This is a genomic window from Halorhodospira abdelmalekii, from assembly GCF_016583625.1.
Classification (GTDB): Bacteria; Pseudomonadota; Gammaproteobacteria; order Nitrococcales; family Halorhodospiraceae; genus Halorhodospira; species Halorhodospira abdelmalekii.
This window is the reverse complement of the sequence record NZ_NRRN01000004.1, coordinates 51,841-68,317: the sequence shown is the minus strand read 5'-3', so window position 1 is coordinate 68,317 and position 16,477 is coordinate 51,841. Positions and strand designations below refer to the sequence as shown.

14 protein-coding genes are annotated in these 16,477 nt (G+C 63.6%); 12 read left to right on the top strand and 2 right to left on the bottom strand.

The genetic code is table 11. From position 1 onward, the window contains the following. The first annotated feature begins 3 nt into the window (after positions 1-3). The 5 genes from mltB (at position 4) to lipB (ending at position 4,999) form a co-directional block, all read left to right on the top strand. Positions 4-1,026, top strand: coding sequence for a lytic murein transglycosylase B (mltB, locus tag CKO15_RS01755; RefSeq protein ID WP_200191902.1), 1,023 nt, complete (start codon positions 4-6; stop codon positions 1,024-1,026). Positions 1,027-1,199: 173 nt separating this feature from the next. After that, positions 1,200-2,105, top strand: a complete 906-nt coding sequence (locus CKO15_RS01750; RefSeq protein WP_200191899.1) for a septal ring lytic transglycosylase RlpA family protein — start codon at positions 1,200-1,202, stop codon at positions 2,103-2,105. Positions 2,106-2,203: 98 nt separating this feature from the next. Further along, the gene (locus CKO15_RS01745; protein ID WP_200191897.1) at positions 2,204-3,418 is read left to right on the top strand and encodes a D-alanyl-D-alanine carboxypeptidase family protein; all 1,215 of its coding nucleotides are present in this window, start codon (positions 2,204-2,206) and stop codon (positions 3,416-3,418) included. A gap of 12 nt (positions 3,419-3,430) precedes the next feature. After that, positions 3,431-4,324 (top strand): aminotransferase class IV, encoded by an 894-nt coding sequence (locus CKO15_RS01740; RefSeq protein ID WP_200191895.1) that lies wholly within the window; start codon positions 3,431-3,433, stop codon positions 4,322-4,324. Beyond that, on the top strand, positions 4,325-4,999 hold the full coding sequence (gene lipB, locus CKO15_RS01735) for a lipoyl(octanoyl) transferase LipB (protein WP_200191893.1): 675 nt from the start codon (positions 4,325-4,327) through the stop codon (positions 4,997-4,999). A gap of 88 nt (positions 5,000-5,087) precedes the next feature. Here the strand turns inward: lipB and CKO15_RS01730 are convergent, their stop codons facing one another. Beyond that, on the bottom strand, positions 5,088-6,119 hold the full coding sequence (locus tag CKO15_RS01730) for a M14 family metallopeptidase (protein WP_200191891.1): 1,032 nt from the start codon (positions 6,117-6,119) through the stop codon (positions 5,088-5,090). Positions 6,120-6,314: 195 nt separating this feature from the next. Here CKO15_RS01730 and CKO15_RS01725 point away from each other — a divergent pair, with 195 nt between their 5' ends. The 7 genes from CKO15_RS01725 (at position 6,315) to pdxA (ending at position 14,994) form a co-directional block, all read left to right on the top strand. Further along, positions 6,315-6,581 (top strand): YbeD family protein, encoded by a 267-nt coding sequence (locus CKO15_RS01725; RefSeq protein ID WP_200191889.1) that lies wholly within the window; start codon positions 6,315-6,317, stop codon positions 6,579-6,581. Between the two features lie 53 nt (positions 6,582-6,634). Next, positions 6,635-7,711, top strand: coding sequence for a phosphotransferase (locus CKO15_RS01720; RefSeq protein ID WP_200191887.1), 1,077 nt, complete (start codon positions 6,635-6,637; stop codon positions 7,709-7,711). After that, a complete protein-coding gene (gene murU / locus CKO15_RS01715) occupies positions 7,699-8,373 on the top strand; it encodes an N-acetylmuramate alpha-1-phosphate uridylyltransferase MurU (RefSeq protein WP_200191885.1) in 675 nt (224 codons plus the stop codon). Before CKO15_RS01720 ends, murU begins: the two co-directional genes overlap by 13 nt. A gap of 177 nt (positions 8,374-8,550) precedes the next feature. Continuing rightward, complete coding sequence (locus tag CKO15_RS01710; RefSeq protein WP_200191883.1) at positions 8,551-9,984, top strand: glutamate-cysteine ligase family protein; 1,434 nt, start codon at positions 8,551-8,553, stop codon at positions 9,982-9,984. Continuing rightward, positions 9,981-12,476: an LPS assembly protein LptD gene (locus tag CKO15_RS01705; RefSeq protein ID WP_200191881.1), complete on the top strand. Its 2,496-nt coding sequence runs from the start codon at positions 9,981-9,983 to the stop codon at positions 12,474-12,476. The genes CKO15_RS01710 and CKO15_RS01705 overlap by 4 nt, the downstream gene beginning before the upstream one ends. Before the next feature lie 113 nt (positions 12,477-12,589). Next, positions 12,590-13,906, top strand: a complete 1,317-nt coding sequence (locus CKO15_RS01700) for a peptidylprolyl isomerase (protein WP_200191879.1) — start codon at positions 12,590-12,592, stop codon at positions 13,904-13,906. Further along, a complete protein-coding gene (gene pdxA / locus CKO15_RS01695) occupies positions 13,903-14,994 on the top strand; it encodes a 4-hydroxythreonine-4-phosphate dehydrogenase PdxA (RefSeq protein ID WP_200191877.1) in 1,092 nt (363 codons plus the stop codon). The genes CKO15_RS01700 and pdxA overlap by 4 nt, the downstream gene beginning before the upstream one ends. A 124-nt stretch (positions 14,995-15,118) precedes the next feature. On the opposite strand, the gene CKO15_RS01690 is transcribed toward pdxA, so the two are convergent. Further along, positions 15,119-16,477, bottom strand: coding sequence for a heme biosynthesis protein HemY (locus tag CKO15_RS01690; RefSeq protein ID WP_200191875.1), 1,359 nt, complete (start codon positions 16,475-16,477; stop codon positions 15,119-15,121).

Below are 16,477 nucleotides of genomic sequence, written 5' to 3'. Positions count from 1 at the left end.
CCCATGACCCAACAATCCTTCCATGCCCCCACGCTGGTCTTAATCGGCGCTCTTGGCTGTTTCCTCGTTGGCTGGGCGGGTACGGCTGCCGCTGCACCAGACGATTTCGCCGAGCGCCTTGCTGCCTTCGCCGACGAAGTCGCCGAACGCTACGATCTCGATCGTAGCGCGACGCGCGCCATCCTCGCCGAGGCCCGCCACGATGAGGCGATCTTGGAGCGTATCCGCACCCCCGCTGAGGGCCTTTCCTGGTACCGCTATCGGGATATCTTCATCACTGATGCTCGCATCAGTGCCGGCGTTGACTACTGGCAAGAGCACGCCGAACTGCTTGAGCAGGTCAGTGAGCGCTTCGCGGTAGAGCCTGAGATCTTGCTGGCCATCCTGGGGGTCGAGACCTACTACGGCAGGCACACCGGCACCCACCGGGTGCTCGATGCGCTCAGCACGCTGGCTTTCGACTACCCTCCGCGCGGTGACTTCTTCCGCCGGGAGTTGGCGACCTTTTTGCGCCTGGCCAACGACCACGGCTTCGATCCGACAACCGTTACCGGCTCCTACGCCGGCGCGATGGGGAAACCGCAGTTTATCGCTTCAAGCTACGAGGCTTACGCAGCCCCTTTTGAGCGCGAGGCCGAACGCGCCGACCTCTTCAACAGTGACGGCGACGCCTTGGCCAGCATCGCCAACTACCTCGCCCGACACGGCTGGCAGCAAGGAGCCCCGATCGCGGCCCCGGTTGACGCTAAAGGGGGAGTGTGGCAAGAGTTTACGGCGCCGCTCAATCGGCCGACCCGCCCACAGCACGAGGCGGCAAGCCTAGCTGAACGCGGTATCGAGCTGCCCGATGGGCTGACGGATCGTTCCACAGCCGTTAACCTGATTGAGCTAAGCGCCCGCGAGGGACGTGAGTTATGGCTCACCTACAACAATTTCTACGTCTTAACGCGCTACAACCACAGCGCCCTCTACGCCATGGCGGTCTTTCATCTCGCCAACGCGATTCGCGAGGAGCACCACCGATGAGCACCGCGGCTCCCGCAAGCACCCCGCGCACGCGGCAACCAGGCAATCGGTCGCCACTGCCGGAGCGGGAGAGGGAGAGCCGGACCGCCCCAGCGGGCCGCCGAAACTCCAACAGGCGCCGGAGGTCATGGTTATCGCTGACCCACGGCTGCGCCATCACCACTCTCGTGCTCATGAGTTCGGGCTGCGCGCTCTTCGGCGACGACCCCCCCCCTGCAGAGCCTCCCGACATCGCTGCGGAACGGCCCTCGCCGCCTGAAAGTGAGCGCCCCGATCCGGCCGCAGGGGTTCGCGGCGATGGTCCTTCGCGCTATCGCAGCCCTGCCGAACTGGCGCTCATCCCCGATGCTGTGCCACGGAATGTTCCTCGTAGCCGCTACGGCAACCCGGACTCCTACGAAGTCTTTGGCGAGACCTACCACGTTATGGACTCCGCGGAGGGCTTTGCGCAGCGTGGCTACGCCTCATGGTACGGAACTCAATTTCATGGCCGCCGCACCTCGAGTGGTACGCCGTATGACATGTACGCAATGACAGCAGCACACCGAGAACTACCGCTGCCGACTTGGGTCGAGGTGATTAACTTGGAAAATGACCGCAGGATTGTCGTCAAAGTCAACGACCGCGGCCCGTTCGTCGACACCGACCGGCGCGTTATCGACCTCTCCTACGCGGCGGCCGTTCGCCTTGATATGGCTGATCAAGGAACCGCGCCGGTCAAGATTCGCGTCCTTGAGGCCGGCGCCTCTGATAGCGACGGGGGGCACGAACAACAACACGCTGCCGAGACACGCCCCTTTACAGGCGTTGGTGAGGCAGAGTTCAACGACTCCGAACTCGCTGACACCCATCATCACCATCTACAAGCCGGGATCTTCGCCTCCCGTGACAATGCCGAACGTGCCCGCGCAGCTGCCCGCGGCTTCGGCGCCGAAGTGGCCATCGACGAAATCGAACGTGCCGGACAGACCCGCTATCGGGTTCGCTTAGGACCACTAGCTAACACGCACGAACAGAACCGACTCGCCGAGGAGCTCGCCGAACACGGCATCGAGACCTTCCCTGTGGTTCTGGAGTAACGCCTTGTCGTGGGCCAAACGCTGCGTAAGTCACGACGAGCGACCAAACTCTGCGCCCGCGACGCCGATTCATCGCACACTGAGGTTACGGTACGATCATGAGAAACTCAGCGCTTCGCTTGCTCTCCGCTGTGCTGCTTGGTTTATGCGCAGCTGCCACAGCATCCGCCGCCGACGAGATCTCCTCGTGGGGGCGGCCTATCGTCGATGCGGTTCCGACACCATCGCCGCCGAGCATTGAGGCCCCGAGCTTCATCTTGGTCGACATCGACAGCGGCACCATCTTGGCGCAACGCCGCCCCCATGAACCCTGGAAACCGGCGAGCTTAACCAAGATGATGACCGCTTATGTGGTCTTTCGCGAGCTGAGCGCCGGCCATATCGATCTCGATGATGAAGTCTCTATCAGCGAACAAGCGTGGCGGACTCAAGGTTCGCGCATGTTTGTCGAAGTCGGCTCGCATGTCGCTGTCCGCGACCTGCTCCAGGGGATGATCATTCAGTCCGGTAACGATGCAGCTGTGGCTCTAGCCGAACACGTCGCCGGTGACGAGCGCACGTTCGCCCAGGTGATGAACCAGGAGGCCGAGCGCCTCGGTATGAAAAATACCCACTACACGAATGCCACCGGGCTCCCCGACTCGGAGATGCGGACCTCGGCATTTGATAGTGCAAGATTGGCTAAGGCGATCATTCAAGACCACCCCGAATATTACGGCTGGTACTCACAGCGCTCGTTTACTTACGCCGGGATCGAACAGCACAACCGCAATCGCCTGCTGTGGCGCGACGAGAGCGTGGACGGCTTAAAGACCGGCCATACCCGCGCTGCCGGTTACAATTTGACCTCATCGGCCCAACGCGGCGACATGCGGCTGATCGCTGTCGTGCTCGGTACTGCCAATGCCAACGCCCGCGCGCAACAGAGCCATCAGCTGCTCAACTACGGCTTTCGTTTCTTCGAAACCCACCGGTTGGTTAGCGCCTTCCAGCCCCTCGAAGAGGCGCTCGGCCCGATTGAGGAGCCGGTCCGCGCACGCGCCTGGAAGGGCGATGAGCAGCACATTGAGCTCGGTGTGGGACGGGATCTCTTCGTCACAATCCCGCGGCGGGAACGGCAAAACCTGCGCGCCTCGATCCACGTGGATGATCGCATCGTCGCCCCAGTCGAGCGCGGTGAGCCACTCGGCACCCTCGAGATTCGCCTAGCTGGCGAAGTCGTCCACAGCGAGCCTTTGGTAGCCATGCACGGCGTCGATGAGGGGGGGCTATGGCGGCGGGTCATCGATGATATCTGGCTGCGTTTCCAGTAAGGTCAGGTCAAAATGTCGCCGGATACAGCCCCACCCACAGTGGACGACCGCCAGGTCGCGGATCTCTGCTACCTCAATGGCGGCTTTGTACCGCTCGCAGAAGCTCGCCTCTCACCACTCGATCGCGGCTTCTTGTTCGGCGACGGCGTCTACGAGGTCATCCCCGTCTACGCCGGAACCCCCTTCCGGCTCGCCGACCATCTGCAGCGCCTGCGCCACTCGCTACATGCAGTGCGAATCGCTGATCCGCTGGAACCGGAGCAGTGGCAAATCGTGCTTGAGCAGCTATGCCGAGAGCACGGCGGCGGTGATCTGGTTCTCTATGTTCAAGTCACCCGTGGTGCACCGGCGATGCGGCGCCACGAATTCCCTGACCCCCGCGAGACTCCGCCGACCGTCTTTGCCACGGCCTCGCCGCTACCCAGCACTGCGGACCTGGTGACACGAGGGGTCCGCGCCTGCACCTTGGCAGATACGCGCTGGTCGCGCTGCGATATCAAGAGCACCGCCCTGCTTGCTAACGTGCTGTTGCGCCAAGAAGCCAACGAGCGCGGCGCCACAGAGGCCATCCTGCATCGCGACGGCTGGCTGACTGAAGGCGCCGCCAGCACCCTCTTCCTGCTGATCGATGGTCAGCTGCTCACCCCTCGCCTCCACCCTGGCCTGCTCCCCGGGGTCACGCGGCAGGTCGTACTTGAACTGGCAGCGGCCCACGGCCTGCCCTACGCCTGTCGCGACCTCCCTCTGGAGGCATTGGCCGACGCTTCCGAGGTGTGGCTAAGCAGCTCCACAAAGGCGATCATCCCGGTGATCACCATCGACGACATCCCCATCGGTGACGGCAAACCCGGGGCCACTTTTCGAACCATGCACGATTGGTTCGAGCAACTGCGGCAAGGCGGCTAAATGGCAACGCACCTACTCGACACTCGGCTGCACCATCTGGGCCGACGAGACTACGAACCGACGTGGCGGGCGATGCAGCAGCTGACCGCACAGCGCGATGGCAGCAGCGCCGATGAGCTATGGTTGGTCGAGCATCCGCCAGTCTTCACCCTCGGCCAAGCCGGACGGACGGAGCATCTCCTCGACCCGGGATCAACTCCGGTTATCCGCAGCGATCGCGGTGGCCAGGTCACTTGGCACGGACCGGGTCAGATCGTCCTCTACGCCCTACTCGACCTGCGCCGCCGCGGGCTCTCCGTACGCGATCTTGTCACCTGCCTGGAACAGGCGGTGGTCTCGCTACTCGCCGTCTATGGCATCGCCTCGCAGCGCCGCCCCGACGCCCCCGGCGTCTACGTCGACGGCGCCAAGATCGCGGCTCTCGGTGTGCGCGTACGCAACGGCCGCTGCTACCACGGCCTCGCCTTCAACGTCTGCAACGATTTGGCCCCCTTCGCCCGCATCAATCCATGTGGCTACGCCGGACTGGCAACGACTCGCTTCTACGATCTCAACATCAACGTGCCCAATTGGACCACTTATCCACCACTAGAGCGCTTGGAAGTGGAACTGGCCGCGCACCTTCTCGCCAGCCTTGACGCACCACCAGGCAGCACTCCCACCCCTCCCACCTAGGCACAATGCAGCCGCGGTTTGCCCACCCCCTTCTTCGCTCACCATACGGGCGCGGGAAGTCTCCGGCTTTAGTCGTGGGGAGGCCACCTCAACCGGCGTACAGGTCGCTACGCTGCAGTCGCTCCATAAGGTAGCAGAGCACGTCTTGGCGAATGGCTGTTGTGTTGCACGCCAGCATGGCAGGCATGGCCGGGCGCCGCAGCCGAATCGCATGACCGTCGCGCTGGAAGAAGTCGGCCGCAGCCTCACGGCCCTCGTTGTCTTCAACCGAGAAGAAAGCACCGCTGCTCGGCGCCGACCAAGCAAAGAGGGTGCCGGCTGGCAATTCGCGAAAGTTGTAGTGTTCGAGATCCTTGACCAGTTGCAGATCGACCACCTCACCAGTTTCTCCGCCATCGCCGAAACCGAAGGTGTAGCGTTCGGGGATGCGCACCGCCCCCTGGGTGTGGTAGACCGCAACATCGCTCGGCACCGTCGCCGGTAGTTCGGCTAGATGTAGGGCCGCATCAACCATCTCGGCGGCGTGCTCAGCCGCCCCTGGACTGCCCGGTTGGCCACACTCTAGGGTTGTTGCCGGACATAGGCGCGCTAGCGCCAACGAAAGCACCCCCCGCGGCCGAGTGAAGTAGACAACCGTACGTGAGAAGAGGGCCGCAAGCTGCAGATAGCGAGGCTCGAGCCGATTAATGCAGCCGTAGTGGGGATTCAAACCAGTGTTATTATGCAGATCAATCGCCGCGAAGCAGCCGTACGAACGCACGCGCGCGACGACCTCGGCGGCCATGTGCTTCTCTGGTGAATCCGGCAGCGGGCTACCCGGCCATACCCGATTGAGATCGGGTTGACCCGGCAACCGCCGCACACCCTGGCGGGCCGCAGCAACGTTGCCGACAAAGAGCAACAAGGCGCGCGGCAGCGGTTTGCCACGATAACCACGCAAGACCTGTTGCACCGCATCCAAGCCGGTCGTTTCGTTACCGTGGAGCAGTATCGAGACAAAGAGAGGGGGCTCACGCCGCCCCGCTAAGTGGATCAGACTCGGCCCTCCGAGCAGCCCCTCCAGCGCAGACGCTGGCGCTTGCAGGAACCCCTCGGGAAGCGCATCAAAGAGCTGTAGCATGCAAAAGAGCGCCTCTCAGTCGCTAACCGGATGGAAGTGGCGCACAATAGGACCAACGTAAGAGTCGGCACAGGCATCCACCCCGAGGCCAAGCCAGACCAGAAGGCCGTTGCACCGGCACGGTTCCAAAATTATCGTAACGCAATTACTCTCGCGGCTGAAGCCGCGGCCCGCCCGGTGGAGGACCAAAGAGCGATGAGTCCATTCAACGCCGACAATACCCCGCTAAAATTTCCTTGCCGTATTGGTGTCAAAGCACTCGGAGCCGCGAATGCCGGTCTGCCGCAACGCGTCGAGCGCATCGCCGCACTACACGCCAAGGTCGTCGACCTGCAGACCAGCGGCAGCCGTCAAGGCCGCTATATCTCGGTTACCGTGACCGTGGAGGCCGAAGACCGCGACCAGCTCGCAGCGCTCTACAGCGCCCTACACGACGATGACGCCGTGCTGATGACGTTGTGAGCAACCCGCACGCCTTCGATCGCTCTTGACCGCCGACTGTGAGTCCACCAACTGTGAACCCGAGCCACGTCGATAGCAGCGCCCCGCCCGCCGACGGTAACGATAACGAGGCGCGCTTCCAGGCCGCCCAGCGCTGGTCTGAGCAATGCCTCGGTACCGCCCTGCGCGTCAGCCCGATCGCTGCCGATGCCAGCGCGCGCCGCTACTTTCGGCTGCATTCGGTCGCTGTCCCAGAGCGCAGCTATATCCTTATGGATGCCCCGGCTCAGGGAGCGAGCACCGCCGCCTTCGTGCGTATCGCCGCAATGATGCGCAGTGTTGAGATCCCCGTTCCCGAGATCCTCGCCGCCGACTACCGCAACGGCTTCCTGTTGTTAAGCGATCTGGGCCAACAGACCTACCTGCAAGCGCTGGCCGAACAGCCGCCTGAACCGCTCTTTGTCAGCGCGATTGATGCGCTGCTGCGCTGGCAGGCGGCGAGCCGTCCGGCCCGACTGCCCGAGTTCAGCGCGCACCTACTGCGTGCCGAGTTGGAGCTCTTCCCGCAATGGTATCTCCGACACCACTGCCAGCTGCCACTGAGCAGCGCCCTGCAGCGCGATCTCGAGCGCCTGTTTACGCGCCTCATCGAGGCACTCGAACAGCAACCGCGCACCTATGTACACCGCGACTATATGCCGCGCAATCTGCTTGTCGGCGATCCGCTCCCCGGAGTGCTCGATTTCCAAGACGCCGTCCGCGGTCCGCTGACCTACGATCCCATCTGCCTCTTTCGCGACGCCTTTATCAGCTGGCCTCGTGACTTTGTGCGCGCCGGTCTGCGCGAATATTGGCAACGCGGCCGCCACATCGGCCTCCCCTTGCCAGATGATTTCGAACACTTCTGGCAACTCTGTCAATGGACCGGTCTACAGCGCCATATCAAGGTCATCGGCATCTTTGCACGGCTGCGCTATCGCGATCAAAAACCGCGATATGCGTCTGATATTAATAGGTTTTTTGGGTACATACAGAGTGCAGGCGAAGAGTTAAGACTCACCGCCCTGCTGGCACCGGTCCTGCGGCACGCCATGCCGCAGACCGCCGAAGACGCCGCAAGCGCTGCGGAGAAGGGACCATGCGCGCCATGATCTTAGCCGCCGGGCGAGGAGAACGACTCCGCCCGCTGACCGATCAAACCCCGAAACCTCTGCTAACGGTTGGCGGGCAGCCGCTGATTGCCTGGCACCTGGAGCGCTTAGCGGCAGCTGGGGTCGAACGCGTCGTGATTAACGTCGCCTGGCTGGCCGAGCAGATTGAGGCCTATGTCGGCGACGGCAGCCGTTGGGGCGTCGATGTCGCCTTCAGCCATGAGCCCGCCGGTGCACTGGAGACCGGAGGGGGCATTCAACGCGCCCTGCCACTACTCGGCAACGCCCCCTTTTGGGTCGTAAACGCCGATATCTGGAGCGACTTCCCCCTACAGCGCCTCCCGCGTGAACCGGCGAGCAGCGCCCATCTGGTTCTAGTCGATAATCCAGCGCACCACCCGCAAGGTGACTTTGCCTTGATCGGCGAACGGGTTTCGCTACAGAGCGGGCCGCGCTTGACCTTTGCTGGGATCGCCGCCTACCGTCCGGCCCTGTGGAGCGGTTATCGACCGGGACGCTTCCCGCTGGCGCCACTGCTGCATCGGGCAGCGGCCGTGGGGCGGGTCCGTGGTGAACACTGGCCCGGCCTCTGGCACGATATTGGCACTGCGGAACGACTGAGCGCGGCCCGTGCAGCCATCGAGCAGTCCGATGCGCGCTAGGCCAGGCCAGACCCAGCCCAGGAGGCCCGCTACTGGCAGTGCGGGGCAGACGCGGCGGCAGTGCGGCGGCGGCGGGCCTCACACAAGAGATGACACGGCCGCCGATCGTGTCAAAAGCTAAGTCAACGGCACGCCCGGGCGTTTGCAGTCGCCGTGACGGCTGAGGAGAGTAGAGCGGTGGGACAGGAGATTGCGCGTTCTTGCTTCAGTGCCGAGGACTTTCGGCGTTTTCGCCAACGCCTGAAGGAGGAGACGGAGCTGCTTGGGCGCTGGCTCAGAGGCGGTCATATCGCTGATGAGCCGCTGCGGATCGGACTTGAGCTGGAGGCGTGGTTGATCGACGCACACGGGATGCCGGCATCGATCAGCGATCGCGTTCTCGCAGCGGTCACCGACGATCCACACATCGAGCATGAGCTGGCGCTCTTTAACTTAGAGCTCAACACCGCCGTCCACCCTCTGGCCAAGACCCCTTTTAGTGCCCTGCACCAAGAGCTCGAACAGCGCTGGCAACGTGCCCGTACCGCGGCCGCGGCCGCCGAGGCCCAGATCGCCCTGATTGGTATCCTGCCCTCCGCTACCGAAGAGACCGTCACCCTCGAGCAGATGACCCCGTCGCCCCGCTACAGCGCCCTAAACGAACAAGTCCTGGCCTTGCGCGGGAGCAGACCGCTGACCTTGGAAATCGAGGGCACGGAACGGATTTCGACCCGGCGTCACGACGTCATGCTTGAGGCTACAACCACTTCGCTGCAACTGCATCTGCAGCTGCCAGCTACCCGCGCCTCGGCCTATTTTAACGCCGCCATCGCGCTCTCGGCGGTGACTGTCGCCGCCGCCGCCAACTCGCCGTTCTTTTTTGGCCGGCAGCTGTGGGCCGAGACCCGCATTCCGGTCTTCGAGCAGGCGGTCGCGGTCACACGCTTAGAACCGAATAGCGCCGGGGCGCTGGCTCGCGTCGGCTTCGGCAGCGGCTATGCCCGCGACGCCCTGCACGGCTTCTTCGTCGAAAATCGTCAACACCACCCTGTACTACTGCCGGTCCTCCACGACACACCGCCGAGCGCTCTCGCCCATCTGCGCCTGCATAACGGCACGATTTGGCGCTGGAATCGCCCGCTCGTCGAACCGAGCGAAGACGGCTGCCGGCTGCGCCTGGAACATCGTGTCATGGCGGCAGGACCGACGATACAAGACGTGCTGGCAAATGCCGCCTTCTTTTACGGCGCCGTCGCTGAATTGGCAGAGATGGAGCGACCTCTTATTGAGCGTCTTCCCTTCCACGTCGCCGAACAGAACTTCTACCGCGGCGCCCGCTACGGGCTGGCCGCCGAGATTGAGTGGCTTGATGGCTGGTACGGGCGTATCGATGAACTGATCCTGGAGCGTCTACTGCCAGCGGCTCGCCGCGGTTTGGCGCGCGCCGGCGTCGCCGAGGAGCAGATCCACACCTATTTGCCCATCCTCGAAGCTCGCGTTACCAGCGGCCAAACAGGAGCCGCCTGGCAGACAGCGTGGGCAGCCCGCTACGGCAACGATATGCCAGGACTAACACGCGCCTATCTAGAGTGCGCCGCTAGCGGTGAGCCGGTACACTGCTGGCCGCTGTGAGCAATCCTAACCGCACCCGGCGCGGCCGCGCGCGCTCCCTCGGCTGTGCCCTCTCCTTGGCACTCGGTGCTCTTGCCGCGGCAACGCCGGCCTATAGCACATCCGCGTGCACACCCGAGCAAGAGAGCGCCACGGTACGACTCCCCACCCCCGCAGAGCGCGTCTCAGACACACTAGCAGGGTCGGCCGATAAGGCGGCGGCGGCCCGCGCGGTGGTCGAGCACACCCTGCCTGCCGACGCTAGCCCCGCCGAGCTGCGCCGCGTCCGTCTTTGTGGACCACCACTGACCGCACCGCCGGACCCTAGCGCCGCAGCCCGCCGCGGCGATCCCGAGACCCCTGTGATCCTGGAGGCAGAACAGATCGAGGGGGAGATCGCTCGCGGGCTCTATCGGCTGCGCGGTGAGACTCAGCTACGCCGCTTCGATCAGCTGTTGCGCACCGAGGTCATCGACTTAGACGATACTGTCGGACAGGCCAGTCTGCCGCAGCGCTTCTTTTACACTGAGTCGGGACTGCAGCTTTGGGGGCGTATCGGCGAGTTCGACTTGGGCGACGACCACCTTGAGGTCGAGGGGGCTGAGTTTCGCTTCTACCCCTACCACCACGGCACGGCTCGTACCCTCCGTACGCAAGGTCCCGGTCGCGTGCAGATCGGCGATCTACGCTACTCCTCTTGTCCTCCCGACACCGAGCTGTGGTGGCTACACGCCGGCGAATTGACCCTCGATCGCGACAGCGGGCTGGCGCAAGCACGCCACGCTCGGCTTGAGATCGGTGGGATTCCGTGGCTCTATACCCCCTATTTGCAGTTCCCGATCGACGATCGCCCGCGCACCGGTTTTCTGCCGCCGCGTTTCGGACAATCGACAAGTGATGGTGCTCATATCACGGTGCCGTTTTACTGGCGCCCTGCTCCCAATTACGACTGGACTCTCTACCCAACTTACTATTCGCGCCGCGGTACACAGCTCGGCAGCCAATTCCGTTACCTGCGCCCACGCACCGACGGCGAGTGGATCGTAGAGTACATGCCCGAAGATGAGGTCCAAGCCAAGCGCCTGCGCGATGCCGGGGAGAGCGACCCGGAGAGTGAGCGCTGGGCACTCGACTGGACCCATTCGGGGCGCGTACCGACAGTCGCCGGTCTGCGCTACGACCTTGAGGTCGCGCGCGTCGGCGATGTTGATTACCTGCGCGATTTCTCGACTGAGCTGATCGGCACCAGTGCCAGCGAGTTGGAGAGTCGTGGACACGCCGCACTGGATCGCGGCCCCCATCGGCTGGAGGCAGAGATCCAGCACTGGCAAAACCTCCGTCCACAAGCCAACGACCCCTATCGCCGCTGGCCACGCCTCCACTACGAGCACGCACCCGGGCGAATCGCTGGCGGCTTGGAGTACCGGCTCACCGGTGAGATGGTCCACTGGGCCCTGCCCGACGGCGCACAAAACGATCGCCCCACCGGGCGTCGCTACCACCTGCAACCGCGGATCTCGTGGCCTTACTACCGACCGGGCTATTTTCTCGAGCCGGGTGTCAGCCTCTATCACACCCACTACGTTCTGGATCGAGTTGAGCCAGAGCTTGAGAGTGAACTCAGTCGCAGCGTACCGATTGCCACGCTCGATGGGGGGCTCTTTTTTGAACGCCCCTTTACCTTCCGCGATGACCTCTTCTTACAGACCCTCGAACCGCGCCTGTTCTACGTACGCGCCCCTTTTGAGGCACAGGACGAATACCCGGTCTTCGACACCACCCGCCGTGCCGATAGCGTCGCACAGCTCTTTCAGGAGAATCGCTTCGCCGGCATCGACCGGGTCGGTGATGCAAACCAACTCACGCTCGCTCTCACTACCCGTTTGCTCGATCTGAATCGAGGCCGTGAACCGTTACGCGCCAGCATCGGTCAAATCCATTACTTTAGTGATCGCGAGGTGGGACTCACTGCTGCAAGAGAAGAGCAACGCAGCCGCTCTGACCTCTTTGCCGATCTTGAGGCACGCATTGACGATGAGTTTCGCCTCCGTCTCGAACAGCGCTACGACCCGCGCCACAACGAGACCGTGGCATGGAGTCTCGTTGCTGACTGGCAACGGCGGCCCATCCCGGGCAGCGTCGTCAACCTGGGCTATCGGATCCGTGAGGAGGCAACCGGCCTCGATGCCGACGATCGCCCCATTGTCGAACGCACTCAGGAGATGTTCCAGCTTTCCGCAGCAGCCCCCATCGGCCCGAACTGGAACGCCGTGGGCGCTTGGCAGTACTCGCGCCTCGACCGGGCAAACCTGGAAATTGTCGGCGGACTGGAGTTTCGCAAGTGCTGCTGGGCGGTCCGTGGAGTCGCTCGCCGCTACCGACGAGGCGCCGAATACGAACTGGAGAACACCTTCATGCTCGAGTTTGAGCTGACCGGTCTAGGTCGACTGGGCGACGATACCGCCGCCTTCCTCGGGGAGATCGTACGCGATTACGATGACGCGGTATTCTAGGCCCTCGGGGCCAACCCCATGGCATCATAGACGTGGCAAACAGACCGTGCAGCCACTAGTGCGCCGCCGCCAAGACCGCCAAGACCGCCAAGCCATTTGGAACGCTGAAAACCATGAAATTGCTGACTCTGCGACTCTCGTTCACGCTCTCTCTTATCGCGATCACCCTTAGCGCGATCACCGTGCCCCCCCACAGTTGGGCGGCGGACCGCCTCGACCGCATCGTGGCTGTTGCTGAACAGGAGGTCGTGCTAGCCTCCGAGCTAGAGCGCGAATTGCAGGCGATCCGTCACGAACTGTTCCAGCGCGGGCAGACGCTACCCCCGAGCGAGCAGCTGCGCCCCCAAGTGCTAGAGCGCTTGATTATGCAACGACTGCAGCTAGCGCACGCCGAGCGCGTCGGGGTGCGGGTTGATGACGCTACGCTCGATGCTGCCGTGCAACGCATCGCCGCTCAGAACAATTTAACGCTCGGCCAACTCCGCATCGCCCTTGCTCAACAGGGGATGGATTTTAGCGAGTTTCGCGAAGAACTACGCCAAGAGATCACGATCACGCGCCTCCACCAGGCGATGGTGCAGCAGGAGGTCGAAGTCAGCCCACGCGAGATTGAGGAGGCTCTTGCGGCCGCGACCGCTCAAGACAGCATGGAGTACCGGGTGGCCCACATCCGCATTGGCACACCAGAGGGCGCCTCAAGCACCCAGTTGCAGGAGGCTCGAGAGCGCGCCGCCGCGCTCCGTGCGCAGCTCCTTCAGGAAGATGGTGACTTTCACGCACTCGCCGCGACCTTTTCCGATGCCGCCAGCGCCGAAGAGGGTGGTGTGCTCGGCTGGAGACTCCCCGGTCAGCTGCCACGGGCACTGGCCGAAGTCGCCTCCGAGCTGGAACGCGGCGAGATCAGCGAGGTCGTTCAAGCCGCCGACGGCTTCCATATCGTCAAACTGCTCGATAAGCGGCGCGAAGATGCACAGATCGTTGAGGAGACGCGGGCGCGTCATATCTTGCTGCGTCCTGAAGAGGGGGTCAGTGAGCATGATGCCGAGCAGCGCCTACAGAGCTTTTTAGCCCGCATCCGAGAGGGCGAGAGCTTTGAATACCTCGCGCGCCTCCACTCGGACGACCCAGGCAGTGCCGCCGACGGCGGCGATCTGGGCTGGACTACGCACGGACAACTGGTTCCAGCCTTTCAGGCGCAGCTCGACCGACTGGAGCCGGGTGAACTCAGCGAACCATTCCGCAGCCAGTTTGGCTGGCATATCGTCAGGGTCGAAGAGCGACGTGAGCGCGATGTCACCGATGAGCAGCGCCGTGAGCGCATCGCGCAGCAGATTTACGAGCGCAAGAGCATGGAGACCCTGGAGCAGTGGCAGCGGCAGCTGCGCGAAGAGGCCTACGTGGATTACCGCCTGGAAGGAGCAGGACGATGAGCGAACCGTTACGTATTGCGGTCACCTGCGGCGAACCAGCCGGCATCGGCTACGAGCTCGTCGCCGAAGTGGCGATGAATAGGCAGCGCGCTGAACTGATCGCAATCGGCGACCCGGAGCTCCTGCGCGCGCGCCAACCCGGCGACCACCACTCCACTCCGCAACAAAGAGAGCGGCCAAGTCACGATCGGGAAGATCAGGGAGGGGATGAGGAGCTGGGGCGGCAGCGCCTCCGGATCACTGCCTGGGACCCGGCGCAACCCCGCCGTTGCCCCGAGGCCGGGCGCTTGGCCGTCGATCCCGTCGCATTTCCACACCCGGTACAGGCTGGCCGCCTTGAACCGGGCAATGCCCATGCGGTGACGGCCAGCCTACGCCGCGCTGTCTATCTCTGTCTAGAGAACACGGTCGACGCCGTCGTGACCGCACCGGTGCACAAGGGGGTGATCAACGAGGCGGGTATTGCTTTCTCCGGCCATACCGAACTGATCGCCGAGCTAACCGGCACCCCCACTCCGGTCATGATGCTTGTCGCCGGTGGGCTGCGCGTAGCGCTCGCCACCACCCATCTGCCACTCGCCGAAGTACCGGCTGCGCTCACCCCAGAGCGCCTGGAGTGCGTGGTTACCACGCTGCATCACGACCTAGTCGACAAGTTTGCCATTGCGGCTCCGCGCATCGTCGTCACCGGCCTTAATCCGCACGCCGGTGAGAACGGTCATCTCGGCCGCGAAGAGATCGAAGTGATTACCCCGATCCTTGAGCGGTTGCGGCAAGCGGGCATGAACCTGACCGGACCGGTTCCGGCCGATACCGTCTTTACCCCCGCAGCACTCGCCGGGACCGACGCCGTTCTGACCATGTACCACGACCAGGGCCTACCCGTACTCAAACACGTCGGCTTCGGTCGAGCAGTCAATGTCACCCTGGGACTGCCCATCGTCCGCACCTCGGTCGACCACGGCACTGCGTTAGCCTTGGCTGGCAGCGGGCAGGCCGAAGCCGGCAGCCTGCAAGCGGCCATCGACCTAGCCGCAGAGTTGGCACTTCGCCGCCAGCACCGCTGCCCGCCGCCCGACACCACCTAGGGCTACTGGGCTACTGCAACTGGGTGGAGCGACTAGGGCTAGGCCGTATTCCGTGGAACGCGGAGCATGGGCCGCGCCCGGAGCTCGCTCAACACTCACTCAGCGGCTGGCTCAAGCCTCCCCCTCAAGACCCCCGCCGCGACTGCTGATCGCCCCAACGCCCTGGATCGGTTTGGGCGCTGCCGGTGGTGCTCTCCGCGTCCGCCTCCCCGGTGCTCCCTTCCTGCGACTGCTCCTCTCCTCCCGCTGACTCCGCTACAGCGGCAGGCCCAGGAAGACCAAGCAATTCGGGCAGCGGGTCTTCGGTATGGAGCAAATCCATCGCCTCACGGTAGGTCGCCCGTGCCGCATCGAGTTGCCCGGACTGCTCCTGTACCATCGCCAGCGCCCGCAGATGCTGCGGATCGGCGGCACGCTCGGCGGCCTTCGTCAGGTGCTCACGTGCCTTATCGAGCTGGCCCGCGCGCAAGGCCAAAGCTCCGGCCACATAGAGCAGTTGGGCATCGTCATAGCGAGTCTCCAACCACGCCTCGACCTGCGCCAGACGCTCAGCGACCCGGCCGCTCCCAGGCAGACGTGCATAGAGCTTCAACAAATGGTCATCCCAGACCTTTTGTAGTTGTTTGCGAATCAGCTCCTCGGCGGCCTGTACATCGCCGTTGCGGGCTAAGCCCTCGGCATACGCACCGATTACACCCGGCTCGCGACGCGCCGCACGGCTAAGCTCATGCCAGTTGCGATCCAGGGCCTCGCGGCCGACGATCGCCGAGTTCGCCAAACGCTCTCGGGCAATCCAGGCCTGTACCTCCCGCAACTCCTCCTTCGGCAGCGAGGCGTAGCGCTCGACACGCCCCAGCAACGGCTCAAGACGTTCCCAGTCGCTCAGCATGCGGCAGCACTGGACCATAAGATCAAGAGCGCGCCCCTGCTTCGGGTTAAACTCCAATATCGAAGCTACGGTGGCTTGAGCCTCCTCCCACTGACCGCTCTCTATCTGCAGCTGCGCCTGCAGGAGCTGAACCGCCGTCGGCGTCCCCAGACCACTGCGTTCAGCCGCATTCAGGTACTCATCTCGCGCCTCCTGATCGCCGCGCCGTTGTGCAGCGATGGCGGCGGTCAAGTAGTTGACCAAAGGCGCGTCACTGCGTCGAGCGCTGCGGATCAGCTGCTGCTCGGCACCGTCAAAATCGCCTTCGGCGAAACGCAGCAGGCCGCCGGTCAGCTCACATCGTGCACTCTCCTGCCGTCGTCGCCCCTGCCAATCCCGCAACCGCGTCGGCACCGCGAGCATACGGGCCGTCGCAGAGACGATGAAGTAGAGCAACAGAACCGAAAAAACGAGCAGCAGCACCGTTAACAGCAGGTTGACTACGACCACCCGATCATCGAGGAGGATTCGCACCTCCCCGTGATGTTGGTTGAAAAAGAGCGCCGCAACGACGGCGGCGGCCAGGATCAGTAGATAGATGAATAGACGGCGCAT

What these genes read in the sequence shown, in the direction of transcription:
- mltB (WP_200191902.1), top strand. Translation starts at nt 4, where the DNA reads ATGACCCAACAATCCTTCCATGCCCCCACGCTGGTCTTAATCGGCGCT.
- CKO15_RS01750 (WP_200191899.1), top strand. Translation starts at nt 1,200, where the DNA reads ATGAGTTCGGGCTGCGCGCTCTTCGGCGACGACCCCCCCCCTGCAGAG.
- CKO15_RS01745 (WP_200191897.1), top strand. Translation starts at nt 2,204, where the DNA reads ATGAGAAACTCAGCGCTTCGCTTGCTCTCCGCTGTGCTGCTTGGTTTA.
- CKO15_RS01740 (WP_200191895.1), top strand. Translation starts at nt 3,431, where the DNA reads ATGTCGCCGGATACAGCCCCACCCACAGTGGACGACCGCCAGGTCGCG.
- lipB (WP_200191893.1), top strand. Translation starts at nt 4,325, where the DNA reads ATGGCAACGCACCTACTCGACACTCGGCTGCACCATCTGGGCCGACGA.
- CKO15_RS01730 (WP_200191891.1), bottom strand. Translation starts at nt 6,119, where the DNA reads ATGCTACAGCTCTTTGATGCGCTTCCCGAGGGGTTCCTGCAAGCGCCA.
- CKO15_RS01725 (WP_200191889.1), top strand. Translation starts at nt 6,315, where the DNA reads ATGAGTCCATTCAACGCCGACAATACCCCGCTAAAATTTCCTTGCCGT.
- murU (WP_200191885.1), top strand. Translation starts at nt 7,699, where the DNA reads ATGCGCGCCATGATCTTAGCCGCCGGGCGAGGAGAACGACTCCGCCCG.
- CKO15_RS01700 (WP_200191879.1), top strand. Translation starts at nt 12,590, where the DNA reads ATGAAATTGCTGACTCTGCGACTCTCGTTCACGCTCTCTCTTATCGCG.
- pdxA (WP_200191877.1), top strand. Translation starts at nt 13,903, where the DNA reads ATGAGCGAACCGTTACGTATTGCGGTCACCTGCGGCGAACCAGCCGGC.
- CKO15_RS01690 (WP_200191875.1), bottom strand. Translation starts at nt 16,477, where the DNA reads ATGCGCCGTCTATTCATCTATCTACTGATCCTGGCCGCCGCCGTCGTT.